A 15322-nucleotide genomic window follows, 5' to 3' on the forward strand; every position below is an offset into this window, starting at 1 on the left:
ACTCGGACACCCCCCTATTCAAGAAATTCGTTCGTAAACACTTGCCCAAGGTCTTGCTCGCTCTTTAGGAACTCCAATTCCAGCAGATTGTCCTGCAATGTGCTCCATGCTTCTGTATCCATATTGCCAAGCGGGAGATTCTCAGGCTGAAGCAGCGGTATGCTTGCGTTCATCATGTTCGTCTCATGCTCAATATTCAGGCTGTCAGAATATTTCAAGCCATATCCGGCTGCTTCTTCCGGATTTTCCAGCGCATAGGCCCAGCCCTTCATCGATGCTTGCACAAAGCTTTTCACCAGTTCAGGGTCTTTCTCGATCAAATCCTGTTTCGTAAAGAGGGTATCCGCATAAAAGTTAATCCCGTAGTCTTGAGGTTTAATGACATTTACTTCCTTGCCCTGCTTCTCAACGGCAAGCACTTCGTTGATGACATAACCCGGCCATGCTTTCACCTGTCCGCTAAGCAGCGGGCTTAAGTCAAATTTTACCGGCATTTCATCAACTTCCGAGCTGTCAATGCCGGAATTTTGGGCCATTGCGCGGTAAGTTAATTCTTCGTTGCCGCCTAATTTTACGCCTATTCTCTCTCCAACCAGATCCTCCATCGAGGTAATGCCGGATTCTTTCAAGGCGAATAACACGAACGGCGTTTCCCGGTAAATCGTGGATAAAGCCGTGACCGGCACACCCTTCTCACGCGCCAATAGGATTTGATCCGCTCCGGTTACGCCAAAGTCCTCGCCCCCGGAAGCAACCATTTGAACCGACGGGAAATCCGAACCGCCCGGCCTGATCTCCACTTCCAATCCGGCTTCTTTGTAATAGCCTTGTTCAACAGCTGCATAAAAACCGGCAAATTGAGCCTGATGCACCCATTTCAAACGCAAGACGACTTTTCTAAGCGGCTCTTCCGATGATCCTCCGTCTGAAGCTGAGGATACGGCCGCCCCGTTGTTCCCCGATCCGCATGCTGTTAAGAAAAGCATGAATGCAGTCATAAGCACAAGCATTGATTTTTTTGAATTTCTCCACATGATGTTTCCCTCCAATTTGTTATTTCTCTCTATTTATTTTTTAGTTGATAGCTATGAGTTCTGCTCCTAGTAGACTTCCAACGCCTTCAAAACATGCGCCGAGTTGCTGACACTTCCAAATACCCCGCCCTGCATCGTTACCATCTTTAATGCCGCTTCATGGTTCGCCGGATCTGTCGCTCCGGTGCAGTCTTCAAGGATCAAGCATTCATAACCTCTATCATTTGCTTCACGCATCGTGGTGTGTACACAGACATCTGTCGTGATTCCCGTCAAAATCAAATGCGTAATGCCTTTGTTTTTGAGAATCAAGTCGAGATCCGTCGCATAAAAGCTTCCCTTACCAGGCTTGTCTATGATAGGCTCACCTTCGATCGGAGAGAGCTCTTCGATAATTTGCCAGCCCCGTTCGCCTCGTACGAGGATTCTGCCCGCCGGTCCCAGAGAGCCAATCTCCGCTCCAACCTGCCTGCTGCGCCATCTCTTGTTTGCCGGCAAGTCGGAAAGATCCGGCTTATGCCCTTCACGTGTATGAATCACGGTGAATCCTTCGATCTGGCGAACACGGTCCAATAGCTTTCGTATAGGTTCAATAGCCCGGGCCGTTAGCGACAAGTCGTAACCCATCTGCTCAACATACCCGCCTTTTCCACAAAAATCGGTCTGCATATCAATGATCACAAGCGCTGTACGCTTCGGATCAATCTTTCCGTCATAAGGCCAATGATAAGGAGTTGCTTCAATCTGCATCGTTGTTCATTCCCCTCGCTTAGCTGTTTGCCGCTCTTTAATGTCATATTTACTAACGTATTTCTATCATGTGTCATATTATATTACATATATTTTCGAATGTCATTATAAATTTTACAAAGAATATGAGTAATCACTTGTTAATTTTCACAAGAAAGCGTTTTATGTTATGTAATTTTACATGAGCTAATTTTCCGAACAGAAAATCATTGTTAATTTCCTTAAAAAAACCGGACAGCTGCAGGACTGTCCGGTTTCATATTCCTGCCATCAAGCAAAAAAGCCCTCCCTTAGAGGAGAGCCTTTCATTCCATCCTTTATTGTCCCGTCATCCATTCCGGCTTGGAAAAGCCTTGGAACTGCTCATCAATCAATTGTTCAAATTGCTCGGATTCAATCGTTTCTTTCAGATCTTTTGCAAATTGGGCATCGATATCCTGCGTTCTTACCGCAAGCACATTCCGGTAGTTTTCAGCCATATTTTCAAGCTGCAAAGCAGCCGTCAGATCCATCTTCGCAGCCAGAGCAAAGTTGCCTGGTACGACAGCGAGATCCGCGCTATCTACCGTCCGTGGCAGCTGAGCCGCTTCGCCGCTGATGTTTAACTCCCCATCGGGACATAACATTCAGCACCTCCTTAATTGTACTCCCATAATCCGTTAATGAATATTCCACCTTTGGCGGCACTTGGGTATACACCTTGCGGTCGATAATCCCGTCCTGCTCTAACTCCCGTAATTGCTGCGTGAGCATTTTTTGCGTAATATCCGGCATATCGCGCTTTAACTCTCCGAATCGCTTGACGCCTTCAGTCAGATGGCAAAGGATCACAGGCTTCCACTTTCCCCCGATGACCTTAAGCGTTATTTCTACGGCATGCTTGAATTGCTGATCCCCCATTTCCGACAGCTCCCTTGGTTTATTTTAAGTATAAAAAATATACTATCTTACATAAAAGTGGGTACTTGCATTTAATTATATAACAACCAATAATAAACTGTGTAGTTGTATTTCTTTACAAATGTTTGGCGCACATGCTGCGCACAATAAATGGCAGATAGGATAAGTATCCCCTATAGATCTGAACAGACCACAAAGGAGAGAACAAACATGACAGAAACGACCACATTTCCAACCCTGCTGTCCGACATCCAAATCGGCAATATGAAATTGAAAAATCGGATTGGACTGGCTCCGATGACCCGGATCAGCGCTACGGAAGACGGCCAAGCAACAGAAATCATGCAGAAGTATTATGAAAGCTTTGCCAGAGGCGGATACGGGCTGCTGATTACGGAAGGCGCCTATCCCGATGAAGCTTATAGCCAAGGGTACTTCAATCAATCCGGTATCGCCAACGACAAGCATGTCGCAGCCTGGAAGAAGGTAACCGAAGCTGTCCATCAAGCCGGCTCTAAAATTATCGTCCAATTAATGCATGCCGGGGCCCAAGGGCAAGGCAATACGTATAAAGAGAAATTCATTGCCCCTTCCACCACACCCGCCAAAGGCGAGCAGCTTCCGTTCTACGTCGGAGAAGGCCCTTACTACGCTCCGAAACCGATGACAAAAGAAGACATTCAAGATGTTATTCAAGGATTTGTAGAGGCCGCCAAACACGCGAAGGCTGCAGGCTTTGACGGCGTGGAGATCCACGGGGCCAACGGTTATTTGCTTGATGAATTCTTAACGGATTATATGAATCAACGCACGGATGAGTACGGCGGATCTACAGAGAATCGCGTTCGTCTTCTGGTTGAAGTCAGCAAAGCGGTTCGTGCAGCCGTTGGAAGCGACTTTGTCGTTGGAATCCGCATCTCTCAAGGCAAGGTGAGCGATTATAACCATAAATGGGCAAATGGCGAGAAGGATGCCGAGATCATCTTTTCCAGCTTGTCTGAAGCAGGCCTGGATTATATTCATGTAACGGAGTACGATGCGGCCCGTCCGGCATTTGAAGGTACCGAACACTCCCTTGCAGCTCTTGCTAAAAAGCACGGCAGCGTTCCCGTTATTGCGAACGGCAACCTTGAAGATCCCGATAAAGCCGAACAATTCTTGGCGCAGGGCGAAGCCGATCTCATTACATTAGGAAAGGGCGCTCTCGCCAACCATGACTGGCCGCAGCGCATTGTGAACGGCCAGCCTTTGCAGCCGTTTAACCCTGAGATTCTAGGACCTAAGGCAAATATAAAAGAGCAGGAAATTTGAAGCCGAAATTCCATTCTTCACCGGATACCCTCACCCCAATTTGTTCTCACTCATCGCCATATGGTTTATAGACAGCAAGAGAGGCGCCACAGGCGCCTCTCTTTTTTGTTCACTATGAGGTTGTCTCATCCGATTCGTCGGATTCCACATAATGCTTCAGCATCGACAGCTTATTCTCCCAGTAACGCTCATAATACGCCAACCATCGCTTCAGCTCCCGCAGTGGCTCCGGATCAAGCCGGTATCTCGTCTCCCGGCCAACCTTTCTTTCCTTCACAAGCCCCGCTTCGGCCAATACACGCAGATGCTTGGAAACGGCTGTCCGGCTCATCGGAAAATGCCCGCTAATGACCGTGACAGGCATCTCTTGGTCGGTAAGCAGCTGCAGCAGCTGTCGGCGGGTCGGATCGGCGATGGCCTGAAAAACATCATACTTCGGTAGCGGCTGTGTCACCGTTAACCCTCGACGCACTTGACCAGCGACTCTTGAATCCCCACCCAGCCCTTAGCCATGTTCTCGCGCACCACAGCATGCGGCGCTCCGAATTCGGTAACCGTGTCGGCATTCCAGCCCGAATGGATCAATGTAAATTCGGTTTGTTTCGCATCCAATTCTTTCAGTTCAAAGGTAAGCGTCCAATCCTTGCCCCAATTAAACGAAAGGCGCGTAGGCGGATCGAGCTCTGTTACTTTACAAGGGGACATGCCGAATTGGCCTGCGTCTAGATGAAATTCACAGCCCGCTTCCGGCTTAAAATCATTGGGCATAAACCATGCAGCGATTCCCTCCGATGTCGCAACAGCGTCCCACACCTTCTGAATCGGTGCCTTCAATACCACCGTCTGGCGAATATCCGGCAGTGTGTTTGCAGGTTGATTGTCCATTATTTTTCCTCCCGCTTTTTTATTGTTGCGTTTTAACTCGGGTTATTACGAAATCATTCGGTTTCACTTTTGCTATTATACGAAACCAAATGGTTTCATGTCAAACTCAAGACCGAAGAACTCCCCGCTTGGAAAGTCCGGATAAAGGATATGCCCGGTGAACACTAAAACCCTAACCATCATGCTGACGGTTAGGGTTTCGTAATGTTACTGATAAACCGCAGTTTAGAGGCGAGTCCCAGCGGGGAACGTCAAGCTGTTACAACTGGAGAAAAGTCGATGCGATGATCGTACAGTCCTTTTTCGGTTTTTCTCAGATAGGTGACCGCTTCATCGGTAGAGACGACATCCGCATATTTTGCATTCATGTCGAATAAATTAATCGCATGCGATGCCTGGCCGCGATCAAAAGTGCACTCTTCAACAACAGACACCTTGTAATTAAGGGAAAAGGCATCGATCACGCTGGCACGTACGCAGCCGCTTGTCGTCGTCCCGCAGATGAGCAATGTATCTACACCCAGATCCACAAGATACCCCGCAAGCGGAGTGCCATGGAAGGCAGAAGGCTTCAGCTTCTCAATGACAATATCGCTCGAAAGCGGAGCGATCTCTTTCACTATATCATTTCCGCGGAAGCCAGGTACCCCTTGCTGCTCATGAGGGGAACGCGTATTTTTCCGGTTCCAGCCTCCCGCATCAAATCCATCCGGACGACGGTCATTGCCAGTCGTAAAAAATACAGGTATATGCTGCTCTCGCGCTGCGGACAGCAATTGTTGGATATACGGCAATGCAACCCATGCATCCTCGCCGCAGCTGTTGCGCCACGAGCGTACAGATTCGAGAATCGGTTCGCTTTGATGACCGCAAAAAGCATAATTTACATCTACAATCACCACAGCAGGCCTGCTGCCAAAGCCCCCGCGGGCATTATATCCTGCACTTCCGAACACTTGCTTGTCACGTTCAGTCAAAAATTGTTCCCACACCGGATTCATAGAATACCTCCATATTGATTTAATTGAGCGTTCTTGAATATCTCCTCATCGCTATTGCGGTGACAGCGGCTTCCCTACACCAATCATCGAATCCCGGGTTACTAGAGCGGCCAACTCTTCCTCCGTCATCTCCTCCGTCCCTTGCGGGCGCTCCGGTATAATGAGATAGCGTACCTCTGCATTGCTGTCGATGACCCGGATTTCAACGGATTCACTCACTTCCAAGCCAAACTCTTTAAGCACGCTTCTGGGATCGATCACGACTCTGGACCGGTAAGCCGTACTCTTATACCAAGTGGGCGGCAAGCCCAAAAGAACCCATGGATAACAGGAACAAAGCGTACATACAACCACATGATGAATATCCGGCGTATTTTCCATCACGATTAATTGGCCTTGCGGATTTTCCAATCCCATTAAGGAAAGCGCCTGATTGCCATTGTGCTTGAGGATTTGTCTAAATTCGGGATCAGTCCAGGCTTTAGCCACTACCTTGGCCCCGTTCATCGGACCGATATCAGAAACATAATAATCAATTAATCCATCAATATCGTCCGCTGAGATCAAGCCTTTTTCGATTAGCAAGGATTCAATCGCCATCGTGCGCAGCTCATCAAACGATTCCGGGAGCTTATGATGATGGCCGTGGTGGTGACTGCCATGATCGTGATGATCATGATGATCATGATGATCGTGGAGATGTTCATCCAATTTCATTCGCTGCTCCTCCCAACTCCAAATAATCTTCCCATAATTCGATGTACAATTTATCCTCGGGAAAGGCATCCGCCCCCCAAATATCGCGGGCTTCAAAAAGCACCCTATATACCGGCTGGTAAACATTGATTCCTGTGCCAACCCTCAGATCAGGCATAGCAAAATTGCCGTGAAGAGCTTCGACGATCCCCTCTTTTCCGCGGATATAACGGGGAACGCGCGTATGCCCCGTTGGAGCCATAACCTTCACTTTTACCACCGTTCCAATTGGATATTTGGGCTGTATCGGGTCATCCGGCGACTCCGTACCGGACGATCTTTCAACCGTGGATTTTCTCACAGAAGAGGGAACACAAGGCTTGACCTGCCGAAACCGCACCAAATCAGGCTCAAATGTAACATCAGGAGATAATTCATCCATCCTGGCCCGGATCTCATACTCAGTGAGCACGCCTTTATCCATCAATAACGTTTCTGCACTTAACAGCCACAGCTGATAGTAGCTGGCGCCCATATAGTAGACAGGATCAATCCGCTCGATGGCATGCCTGACTTCATCGACATAATAGATGCGGCTCTTTTTGTTAAGCAGCATTAGAATGGACCGCAACCGCCCTTCCCAGCATGCATGAAAGACAGGCTCGTTCTCTTCCCTCTGAAGAGGGCCAAAACCGTCCATTCCTCCTACGTCATGAATCCCGTTCATCCTATCCCCTCCCTGCTGGTTTAGCCATAAGACAGGTTACTCAACAGCATCGGCATAACGGTTTTCCATGACATCCGCAGGTTTTGTTGAACTGGCAGCGGGGTTCGTCACTACTAATTCCTCCAACAGAAACTCGATTTCGCTTTCAGGTATGTGCAGGTCGGTCGGCCAAAGATCGTTTTCCACATAAATATCGTAAGATTGGTCAAGCACCTTATCGCCCGTCAGGTTCGTATGTTTTCCAATGGCAGCTTTAGCGCCTTCGACATCCGTCCTTAAGAGCTTGCTGGCCTCTACAAAACCTTTCATATACGATTCGACCGCCTCCGGATATTTCTCCGCAAAAGGATGATGAACACCCATCACTCCATATTTGCCCTTGACCTCTGCAATATCGTTGGCATAAGTAATATTTTTAAGACCCAGATTATCCCCCTGGAAGTTATTTGGCGGGAGAAGAAGGCCGGCATCAACCTTGCCTTCGCTGAGCGTCGCCAATACAGCGGCACCATTGCCTGCATATAAGATCTCCACGTCCTTGCCAACCTCCAAGCCGGCAGAGCGAATCATCGTTTTCGTAACATAATCGACCGCTCCTCCTGGAGTTGTCGAGCCAATGGTTTTCCCTTTCAAATCTGCTAATGAAGTAATTTCTTTGGAATATAACCACATTGGGAGCTCTCCATAGGTGCCGATCACCTTGACCTTATCCGTCTTAATCGCTGCATCGACAATATTGGGTCCGGCGTGGATGATGTGCGCACTGCCAGATATAAGAGCAGCGACTGAAGCGGCCGGGTCGAGGTTAACCATCTTTACCTTCAGACCGTATTTTTCCCATAGGTTATTTTCCATTGCATAATAAATCGGACCCGATTGCACGGATTGCCCGACTGTCGCAATCGTCATCTCCACCAGCTCGGCAGGCACTTCATTTGCCCCATCATCTGTAGAATTCCCGCCTGCAGCACCGGATGTTCCGGTGGATCCGCTGCTAGCTCCAGTATTCGCAGCAGGACTTGCATCACCACACCCCGCTAAAATAATCAGCACAATAAACAAAAACAAGTATGATTTCTTAAATCCTTTTTTCAATCTCTCCAGCTCCCCATGTTATTTATTTTTATTATTTATGAATATCTGCACGCCATTTGTCCAAATGTCTATCCAACATCACTCAGTCGAATCTCCAGAATCCTCTGCAGCTCACAACCCCCTTGTGCTTCATGTTGACTAAGACTATGAGAACCCGATTAGAGCGTGGCAATAATCTCAGGATTAAAGTATCACACGAAATAACATGTGTAAATATAGTTAACATAGAAAGATAACTAAATGTGATAAGTGACGATGAATGATGAATAACGCTGAGTTCCAATGCCTTCATCACAACTTTATGTTAGTTAAGTTTACAATTCATTGCTATAACTGTTTCGTGTTCCGGGAATGTACTCTTGTTCTTCGTTTTTTCCAGTTTCGCTTAGATAGAGTAGATACGCTGCGTGTAGGCATAAATGATGACTTTCATGAGCATTTTGGGGTGGTAGCGATCTCGACCGCCGCCGGGTTATGCTGGAGTGAAGATCTTCATAGGTAGGCGATTGACGGCATCATTGATGACGCGGACGAGATGGTTTTCGGGGATATCTTCCTGCAGGTCCATGGGCAAAGTAAGCTGTTCATGGTATATTCGATGTACAAAAGAAGCCTCTCCTTTGTTCATGTTTGATCGTACTTACATGCTAACAAGGAAAGGCTTCTTTTTTGTTTTTAGGATAGAGAAGGTTACGCCTAAACGAAGCAGATCGAATGGGGTTATCCCGTCGTCATCATCGATGACTTATGGGACAGCCCCCGACCGTCGATAAACCCCTTAATTATGATGAGTTAGAACAAATAGGGACGAGGGGTGTCCGATGAAGAATGCAATGTTCTTATTTCTTCCGATCAGATAAATAACGGGCCACTTCACCCACAGAGAGTACATCGCCAAATATCTTGTCGATGTCGGCCAGATTGCTTCGATGTACATTTTCATCCCGGTCTCCAACCGCCTCAGCTGGAATAATCGGGCGTATCGCATACTGGATCGTCTCCATCGCCATGGCACGGACGGCACCGCTGGTAGAAAAACCGCAGATAATCATCGTATCGCATTCTAATTGCTGCAGCAGATCGAACAGTCCGGTCTCACTGTATAGCGAAAAAAACAGCTTGATATACACGTGCTTATCGCTGGCTCTCTGTTTGATTCGCGGATCGAGTTTAATGCTGGCCAGATCACTCGGGAGCGCCTCCGCACCGGGCACTTTTTTTATAAACAGCTGCAGCGCCGCATCATCTTCTTTAAAGTAAGAATGAGAGAAAATAACGGGCGTATCCGTTTCATGAGCGATATCAATAAGTTTGCTAATCTGCGCAATTTCCTTATCCCATTCCCCATGCATTGGCGATTCTTTATTTGTAAAGGAGGTATTGCAGTCAATCGCAACAAGAACAGGACGGCTGCCGAATCCGAACCTCCCGGAAAATCCGCGGTTCAAATAGTAGTGTTCAATCTCGGCAGTCGAATATCGCCTTTGTCCTCCCGGCGTGTAGTAAACCTTGATGCCATACCCTTTGACTACATCGTCCTTTTCCAATCTCCTTAAAGTCGTTGGTGAAATGCCCAGCAGCTTCGCTGCTTCGTTGATAGCGACTAAGATAGCAATAACCCTCCGTTCTGACAAAGTGAAATGAATACCTAACATTTACCATAAAAGCAGTCTTGTAGTCAAACGGGACATTTTCACGTTATTTTAGGTGTTTTCAAAATTTTCCATTGACGATAGTGAAAAAGTTAATATAATTATGATATAGTTTGGATAGGTTTGGGTAGGTTTTAATATAAAGTTTAGGAGGCTAACAGATGGAGCTGTTTCATAATGAGTGGCAGTTTTTCAAGGAAAGAGGATTTGGCAAAACGATCGGATTCGGACAGCGGCCCGCGGTTCTGGTTATTGATCTGATCCGGGCTTTTACCGAATATAACAATCCGAAGATGATCTTATCCGCCAATCTGGACAGCGAGATTGAACAGACGACACGCATCTTAACAGCAGCGCGCGCTAACGGTTACCCGGTTATATTCACAACGGTCGCCTACGAAGATAAACACTTCAAAGATGCTGGCATCTGGGCTTTGAAGCAGGGCGGGGTTGCCACACTGGATGCGGGGTCGTCGGGAGTCGAGATCGATCCGAGGCTTGACTACACAGATGAGGACAGCCTGCTGGTTAAAAAGTATGCATCGGCATTTTTTGGCACGGATCTGGTTTCCCGGCTCGTATCCGGGCAGATTGATACGGTTATTATGACGGGATGTACAACAAGCGGCTGTGTTAGAGCATCCGCCGTCGACGCCTTGTCATACGGCTTCCGGCCGATTGTCGTTAGCGATGCCGTGGGGGATCGATCTTTAACGGCGCATCAGCAAAGCCTATTTGATCTTCAGGCGAAATACGCAGATGTCGTCACGACTGAAGAAACAATGTCCTACTTGTTGGACAGCATTAACGTGTGAAGGAAGACAGTCAGCGGAAAGGATAACACAAGGGAATGGTCGATTTCAGGTTACTTCTCGCTGTTGCATTCGGAATTTTATTGAATCCATTGAATTCCTCCATGATTGCAGTAGCGTTATCGCGTTTGCAGGAAGAATACAGCCTTTCTTTTGCCGATTCAGCCTGGTTAATCTCTACTTATTATTTGGCAAGCGCGATTGGTCAGCCTATCATGGGAAAGCTCAGCGACTCACTGGGGCAGAAGCGGCTGTTTATCATCGGATTATCACTTGTTGCCGCGGCCTCCATGCTGGCTCCACTGTCCCCAAGCTTCGGCTGGCTGATTGCATTTCGTATCATTCAGGCGATCGGAAGCTCCACGTTATATCCGGCCGGCATGTCCGCCGTGCGTAAAGCAATCACCAAAAAACAAGCGCAGGCCTTTAGTTTTTTAAGCATTTTCGCCTCGACGTCTGCAGCGCTGGGACCTTCTATCGGCGGATTTTTAATCCATTATGGCGATTGGCCGGCGATTTTTCTCATCAATTTCCCTTTTATTATCGCTTCATTCCTACTCGCTTTAAAGGCATTTCCAAAGGATGAGACGGCAGACAAGAAAACATCCTTCCCGGATCCAGCCGGTATTGTGCTGTTTTCCAGCTCCATTATAAGCATGCTGCTGTTCTTATTATCATTAGATGGGAATGTCAACTGGTGGATGCTTGCATGGTGCTCAGCGTCAATCGCCGCCTTCTGTTTTCTTGAAAACAAAATGAAACATCCGTTCATTGATGTGCGGTCCTTGCGGAGTAATACAAAGGCAGCCCTTGTGTATGTGAGGTTTATCCTGGTCAACGTTTTATTTTATTCGCTCTTTTTTGGTGTTCCCTCTTATTTGCAGCATGTACACGGTTATGAGTCGGGTCTTACAGGAATCGTTATGCTTTCTGTCGCGGGGTTCGGCGTTGTTGTTTCCCCTATAGCCGCAAGATGGATCGACCGTACCGATTCCTCCGAACCGGCGATTATAGCGGGAGCCGTATTTGCGATCACGGGGACGCTGCTGCTCTTAACCGTAAACAATCAGTCTGCGCCTATCTCTATATTTCTGATCCTTTCCCTGTTAGGCTGCAGCAACGGCTTTAGCAGCTTGGGATTGCAGACGGCTTTATTCCGTTCCGTAGCTCCCCAAGACACAGGTGCCGCATCCGGTTTATTCATGACCTCGCGTTATCTCGGCACGATCTTATCATCCTGTCTGCTCGGCATCATTTTTAAGGATCAAATTACAACAGAACAATTTCACATTGTAGCTGTTTTAGGGGCCGGAATCTCAAGTGCCGTTCTGCTGCTGACCTTTTTCTCCTCTTCAAGAGAAGCTAGTTTAATTCAAACGTCGGAATTTCGCCGGTAAGCGCGGGTAAGTTGCCGTTAGTGATGGTTAGATTAAACTGCGGGGGTGTTGTTATGATAAGCCAACAATTAAATCTGATTACGCTGCAGGACGCAATGGATCTCATGAAGGTCAGCCGTTCCACCGTGGACCGGTGGCGCCGTTACAAACGGCTGCCTTACATTAAGATCGGAAAGGAAATTTATTTTAATAAAGAAGATTTTGAAAACTGGATTAAAAGCCACACCTATGTAGAGGAAAAAGAGTTCGATTCAAGCTATTTAACGTCCAATCGCCGTTAGGCTTGCTCCAAATAATCTTCCCATAACTCGATGCAAAGCGTGTCTTTGGGGGAAGCGTCTTCCCCCCATAATTCCCTTGCTTTGAACCGAACACGATAGACCGGCTGGTAGAGGCTGAGGCCTTGATCGACTCTAATATCCGGAATCGGAGAGTGTCCGTGAACGGCCTCGATAACCCCCTGCTTTCCGCGAATATACCGGGGGATACGGGTATGCCCTAAAGTAGCCGCCAGCTTGGCTTGCACGACAGTTCCCGGCTTGTACTTCGGCGGCACCGGTTCATTCGGCGAAGCAGTTCCCGATGTCGTCTGGATTGCCGTTCTTCGATGTTGGGTGGGATTGTGGGGCCTTATGGTTCGAAATGCGGCCAAGTCCGGTTCAAAAGAAGCGCCCGGGGCGATCTGGCCCATTCTCTCCTGGATCTCCTGCTCGGTAAGGACGCCTCTCTCCATCATCATGGTTTCAAATCTTAACAGCCATAACTGATAATAGCTGGAGCCCATATAATAAACAGGATGAATACGTTCGATGGTATGCCTGGACTCATCGATAAAATAGAGGCGGCGCTTTTTGTTAATCAGCATGGACAGCGCTCTTACCCGCCCCTCCCATCGCTCATGAAAAACGGGTTCATTCTCTTCCCGCTTCACAGGACCAAAACCATCCATACCGCCTACATCATGGATTCCGTTCATTCGTCCATCTCCTTCACGCTATCGTTAGTCAACAATTTACGTTTAAATTAACACACTGAAAATCTGATGTAAATCTTGCTGACATCTAGTGATAACCAAAACCGATGAACGACGAGAAATGACGAAATTCAAAGAAATAATCTGAGTTGCTCAGCTGTTAAGACAGTATCTGTGCCAGCCAATAGTACAACGGGATGCTTGGCCCAGATCGTTCAATGCAAATAATCATGAATAGACGAACAAAAAAGAGAGGCGCCGCAGGCGCCTCACAGACTGTCGGAAAAGTCTCAACAGTCTTTTTTATGGTGGACCCGGAATCAATAAAAAGTATTCCAAATGAGCGTTTCATTATTTAGACTTCTGGGTATTTAACCTATAGAAATGAAACATAAACGTAAGCAAACCACAAGTTGGAAAGTGAGGGGCGCCATGGATTTTCCAGTCAACATCCTGATTGTAGACGATCACCCGGAAAACTTGGTTGCTATTGAGGCGGTTCTCGACAGAGAGCCCTATCATCTGGTTCGGGCATATTCCGGGATGGAGGCTTTGCGATGTTTATTGGAAGAGGAGTTTGCCGTCATTGTCATGGATGTGCAAATGCCGGGAATGGATGGGTTCGAGACGGCCAGCATCATCCGGACTCGGGAGAAAACCAAATACGTGCCAATCATCTTTATGACGGCCTCCAGCACTAAAATGGAGCATATCTTCACCGGCTATACCGTCGGCGCTATGGATTATATGACGAAACCCTTCGTTCCACAAATTTTTAAATCCAAAATCGAGGGTTACGTCAGCATGTATGAAGTGAACAAAACCCTTCAGATCCAGAGCGAAATGTTGAAGAAACAAACGAGGCAGATGGAAAAAACCAATCAGGCGCTCAGTCAAGCCAAGGAAACGGCGGAAATCGCATCCCGCGTGAAATCGGAATTTCTGGCCATGATGAGCCATGAAATCCGGACTCCACTGAATGGGATTATTGGCATGTCGGATCTGCTTCTTGCCTCCGATTTGCCGGAAGAATACTCCGAGATGGCAGGGATCATCCACACAAGCGGCAATGCATTGCTCTCTGTCATCAACCATATCCTCGATTTTTCCAAAATCGAGTCCGGAAAGATGGAATTGGAGGAGGAACCGTTCTCCCTTCAGCACTGCCTGATTGAAACGATTGATTTATTTACGGCCAAAATCAGGGAACGGAATTTGGAAATGGTGGTGGTGGTTGATCCGTCGCTGCCATCTTATTTAAAAGGAGATATGAACCGCCTCCGTCAGGTGTTGAATAATTTGGTGGGCAATGCCGTAAAGTTTACGCATGAAGGCAGTGTGTACATCATGGTTAACAAGCTGGCAGAGACGGCGAATTCGCTTACGCTTGAATTTATGATTAAAGATACCGGGATCGGAATCCCTCCGGATAAGATAAACGAACTATTTCAGCCGTTCTCCCAGTTGGATGCCTCAGCCACACGTAAGTTCGGAGGCACGGGACTCGGATTATCGATCAGCAAATCCTTGGTTGAACTGATGGGCGGCACGATTCGGGTAGAACCGTCGAATGAATCCGGCGCAACGTTCATTTTTACGATTGCAGTCAAGCCGTTCACGGGCACAGTTCCTCCCTCCCAGCCTCCGGACGAGTCGGATCGAAAGCCGGTGAAAACGGGAATCATGATCAACAGCCATACGCCGGCTCCGATTCGTGTCTTGGTCGGGGAAGAGGACAACGTAAGCCGGAGGCTGATGAAACAAATGCTGGGGGTACTCGGCTTCTCCGCCGATATGGCGGAGAACGGCACAGAGGTGATGACAGCTTTGAAACAAACGTCTTACGACCTGCTTTTCCTTGATCTTCAAATACCATTCAAAGACGGCTGGGAGACGGTACAAGAAATAAAAACAAATGTTTCGGACAAGCATCCTGTGATCATTGGCATGACGTCAAATATTTCCAAGGAAACGATGCAGCGGTGTCTATCCTCGGGCATGGACGATTTTATCGTTAAACCGGTTCGATTGGACGACATAAAACAGGTCATTCAAACATACGTGTTGGAAAAGGGGCAGGGTTGAGAAT

The 15322-nt window shown here is 47.6% G+C and carries 16 protein-coding genes and 2 pseudogenes; 5 read left to right on the plus strand and 13 right to left on the minus strand.

Annotation, left to right across the window (positions count from 1 at the left end):
• Positions 1-14: 14 nt before the first annotated feature.
• From IEW11_RS04140 to IEW11_RS04155, 4 genes and pseudogenes are all read right to left on the minus strand, one after another.
• Positions 15-1034, minus strand: a complete 1020-nt coding sequence (locus IEW11_RS04140) for an ABC transporter substrate-binding protein (protein ID WP_188529301.1) — start codon at positions 1032-1034, stop codon at positions 15-17.
• 66 nt (positions 1035-1100) lie between these two features.
• Positions 1101-1784 (minus strand): biuret amidohydrolase, encoded by a 684-nt coding sequence (biuH, locus tag IEW11_RS04145; protein WP_188529303.1) that lies wholly within the window; start codon positions 1782-1784, stop codon positions 1101-1103.
• Between the two features lie 317 nt (positions 1785-2101).
• Positions 2102-2374 (minus strand): annotated as a pseudogene (locus tag IEW11_RS04150) (MetQ/NlpA family ABC transporter substrate-binding protein); the annotation flags it as partial.
• The gene (locus IEW11_RS04155) at positions 2343-2684 is read right to left on the minus strand and encodes a winged helix-turn-helix transcriptional regulator (RefSeq protein WP_188529307.1); all 342 of its coding nucleotides are present in this window, start codon (positions 2682-2684) and stop codon (positions 2343-2345) included. The gene IEW11_RS04155 and the pseudogene IEW11_RS04150, both read right to left, overlap by 32 nt.
• 210 nt (positions 2685-2894) lie before the next feature.
• Between IEW11_RS04155 and IEW11_RS04160 the strand changes: the two genes are divergently transcribed.
• A complete protein-coding gene (locus IEW11_RS04160; RefSeq protein WP_188529309.1) occupies positions 2895-3995 on the plus strand; it encodes an NADH:flavin oxidoreductase in 1101 nt (366 codons plus the stop codon).
• A 112-nt stretch (positions 3996-4107) separates the two neighbouring features.
• Here the strand turns inward: IEW11_RS04160 and IEW11_RS04165 are convergent, their stop codons facing one another.
• The 8 genes and pseudogenes from IEW11_RS04165 to IEW11_RS04195 all read right to left on the minus strand — a co-directional run bounded on the left by IEW11_RS04165 (position 4108) and on the right by IEW11_RS04195 (position 10033).
• Positions 4108-4449: an ArsR/SmtB family transcription factor gene (locus IEW11_RS04165; RefSeq protein WP_188529311.1), complete on the minus strand. Its 342-nt coding sequence runs from the start codon at positions 4447-4449 to the stop codon at positions 4108-4110.
• A gap of 2 nt (positions 4450-4451) precedes the next feature.
• On the minus strand, positions 4452-4880 hold the full coding sequence (locus tag IEW11_RS04170) for an SRPBCC family protein (protein ID WP_188529313.1): 429 nt from the start codon (positions 4878-4880) through the stop codon (positions 4452-4454).
• 251 nt (positions 4881-5131) lie between these two features.
• A complete protein-coding gene (locus tag IEW11_RS04175) occupies positions 5132-5881 on the minus strand; it encodes an isochorismatase family protein (protein WP_188529315.1) in 750 nt (249 codons plus the stop codon).
• Positions 5882-5932: 51 nt separating this feature from the next.
• The gene (gene nthA, locus IEW11_RS04180; protein WP_188529317.1) at positions 5933-6598 is read right to left on the minus strand and encodes a nitrile hydratase subunit alpha; all 666 of its coding nucleotides are present in this window, start codon (positions 6596-6598) and stop codon (positions 5933-5935) included.
• Positions 6585-7304 carry a nitrile hydratase subunit beta gene (gene nthB / locus IEW11_RS04185; protein ID WP_188529319.1) on the minus strand — a complete coding sequence of 240 codons (720 nt, stop codon included), beginning with the start codon at positions 7302-7304 and terminating at the stop codon, positions 6585-6587. The genes nthA and nthB (IEW11_RS04185) overlap by 14 nt, the downstream gene beginning before the upstream one ends.
• 36 nt (positions 7305-7340) lie before the next feature.
• Positions 7341-8399 (minus strand): ABC transporter substrate-binding protein, encoded by a 1059-nt coding sequence (locus tag IEW11_RS04190; RefSeq protein ID WP_188529321.1) that lies wholly within the window; start codon positions 8397-8399, stop codon positions 7341-7343.
• A gap of 391 nt (positions 8400-8790) precedes the next feature.
• Positions 8791-9005 (minus strand): annotated as a pseudogene (locus tag IEW11_RS25430) (transposase); the annotation flags it as partial.
• 233 nt (positions 9006-9238) lie between these two features.
• The gene (locus tag IEW11_RS04195) at positions 9239-10033 is read right to left on the minus strand and encodes an isochorismatase family protein (RefSeq protein ID WP_229724946.1); all 795 of its coding nucleotides are present in this window, start codon (positions 10031-10033) and stop codon (positions 9239-9241) included.
• A gap of 179 nt (positions 10034-10212) precedes the next feature.
• On the opposite strand from IEW11_RS04195, the gene IEW11_RS04200 reads away from it, so the two are divergent.
• Genes IEW11_RS04200 through IEW11_RS04210 form a run of 3 tightly spaced genes read left to right on the plus strand, consistent with a single transcriptional unit; the run spans position 10213 to position 12541 of the window.
• Complete coding sequence (locus IEW11_RS04200; RefSeq protein ID WP_188529323.1) at positions 10213-10866, plus strand: isochorismatase family protein; 654 nt, start codon at positions 10213-10215, stop codon at positions 10864-10866.
• Positions 10867-10901: 35 nt separating this feature from the next.
• The gene (locus tag IEW11_RS04205; protein WP_188529325.1) at positions 10902-12260 is read left to right on the plus strand and encodes an MFS transporter; all 1359 of its coding nucleotides are present in this window, start codon (positions 10902-10904) and stop codon (positions 12258-12260) included.
• Positions 12261-12313: 53 nt separating this feature from the next.
• Positions 12314-12541: a helix-turn-helix domain-containing protein gene (locus tag IEW11_RS04210; RefSeq protein WP_188529328.1), complete on the plus strand. Its 228-nt coding sequence runs from the start codon at positions 12314-12316 to the stop codon at positions 12539-12541.
• Here IEW11_RS04210 and nthB (IEW11_RS04215) read toward each other — a convergent pair.
• A complete protein-coding gene (gene nthB / locus IEW11_RS04215) occupies positions 12538-13236 on the minus strand; it encodes a nitrile hydratase subunit beta (protein WP_188529330.1) in 699 nt (232 codons plus the stop codon). The genes IEW11_RS04210 and nthB (IEW11_RS04215) overlap by 4 nt on opposite strands.
• A 429-nt stretch (positions 13237-13665) precedes the next feature.
• On the opposite strand from nthB (IEW11_RS04215), the gene IEW11_RS04220 reads away from it, so the two are divergent.
• A complete protein-coding gene (locus IEW11_RS04220) occupies positions 13666-15318 on the plus strand; it encodes a response regulator (RefSeq protein WP_188529332.1) in 1653 nt (550 codons plus the stop codon).
• Positions 15319-15322 lie beyond the last annotated feature (4 nt).

Origin of the sequence: Paenibacillus abyssi (assembly GCF_014640295.1) — a bacterium.
Classification (GTDB): Bacteria; Bacillota; Bacilli; order Paenibacillales; family Paenibacillaceae; genus Paenibacillus_D; species Paenibacillus_D abyssi.

Coding starts and splice junctions, on each gene's coding strand:
- IEW11_RS04140 (WP_188529301.1), bottom strand. CDS start 1,034: ATGTGGAGAAATTCAAAAAAATCAATGCTTGTGCTTATGACTGCATTC.
- biuH (WP_188529303.1), bottom strand. CDS start 1,784: ATGCAGATTGAAGCAACTCCTTATCATTGGCCTTATGACGGAAAGATT.
- IEW11_RS04155 (WP_188529307.1), bottom strand. CDS start 2,684: ATGGGGGATCAGCAATTCAAGCATGCCGTAGAAATAACGCTTAAGGTC.
- IEW11_RS04160 (WP_188529309.1), top strand. CDS start 2,895: ATGACAGAAACGACCACATTTCCAACCCTGCTGTCCGACATCCAAATC.
- IEW11_RS04170 (WP_188529313.1), bottom strand. CDS start 4,880: ATGGACAATCAACCTGCAAACACACTGCCGGATATTCGCCAGACGGTG.
- IEW11_RS04175 (WP_188529315.1), bottom strand. CDS start 5,881: ATGAATCCGGTGTGGGAACAATTTTTGACTGAACGTGACAAGCAAGTG.
- nthA (WP_188529317.1), bottom strand. CDS start 6,598: ATGAAATTGGATGAACATCTCCACGATCATCATGATCATCATGATCAT.
- nthB (WP_188529319.1), bottom strand. CDS start 7,304: ATGAACGGGATTCATGACGTAGGAGGAATGGACGGTTTTGGCCCTCTT.
- IEW11_RS04200 (WP_188529323.1), top strand. CDS start 10,213: ATGGAGCTGTTTCATAATGAGTGGCAGTTTTTCAAGGAAAGAGGATTT.
- IEW11_RS04205 (WP_188529325.1), top strand. CDS start 10,902: ATGGTCGATTTCAGGTTACTTCTCGCTGTTGCATTCGGAATTTTATTG.
- IEW11_RS04210 (WP_188529328.1), top strand. CDS start 12,314: ATGATAAGCCAACAATTAAATCTGATTACGCTGCAGGACGCAATGGAT.
- nthB (WP_188529330.1), bottom strand. CDS start 13,236: ATGAACGGAATCCATGATGTAGGCGGTATGGATGGTTTTGGTCCTGTG.
- IEW11_RS04220 (WP_188529332.1), top strand. CDS start 13,666: ATGGATTTTCCAGTCAACATCCTGATTGTAGACGATCACCCGGAAAAC.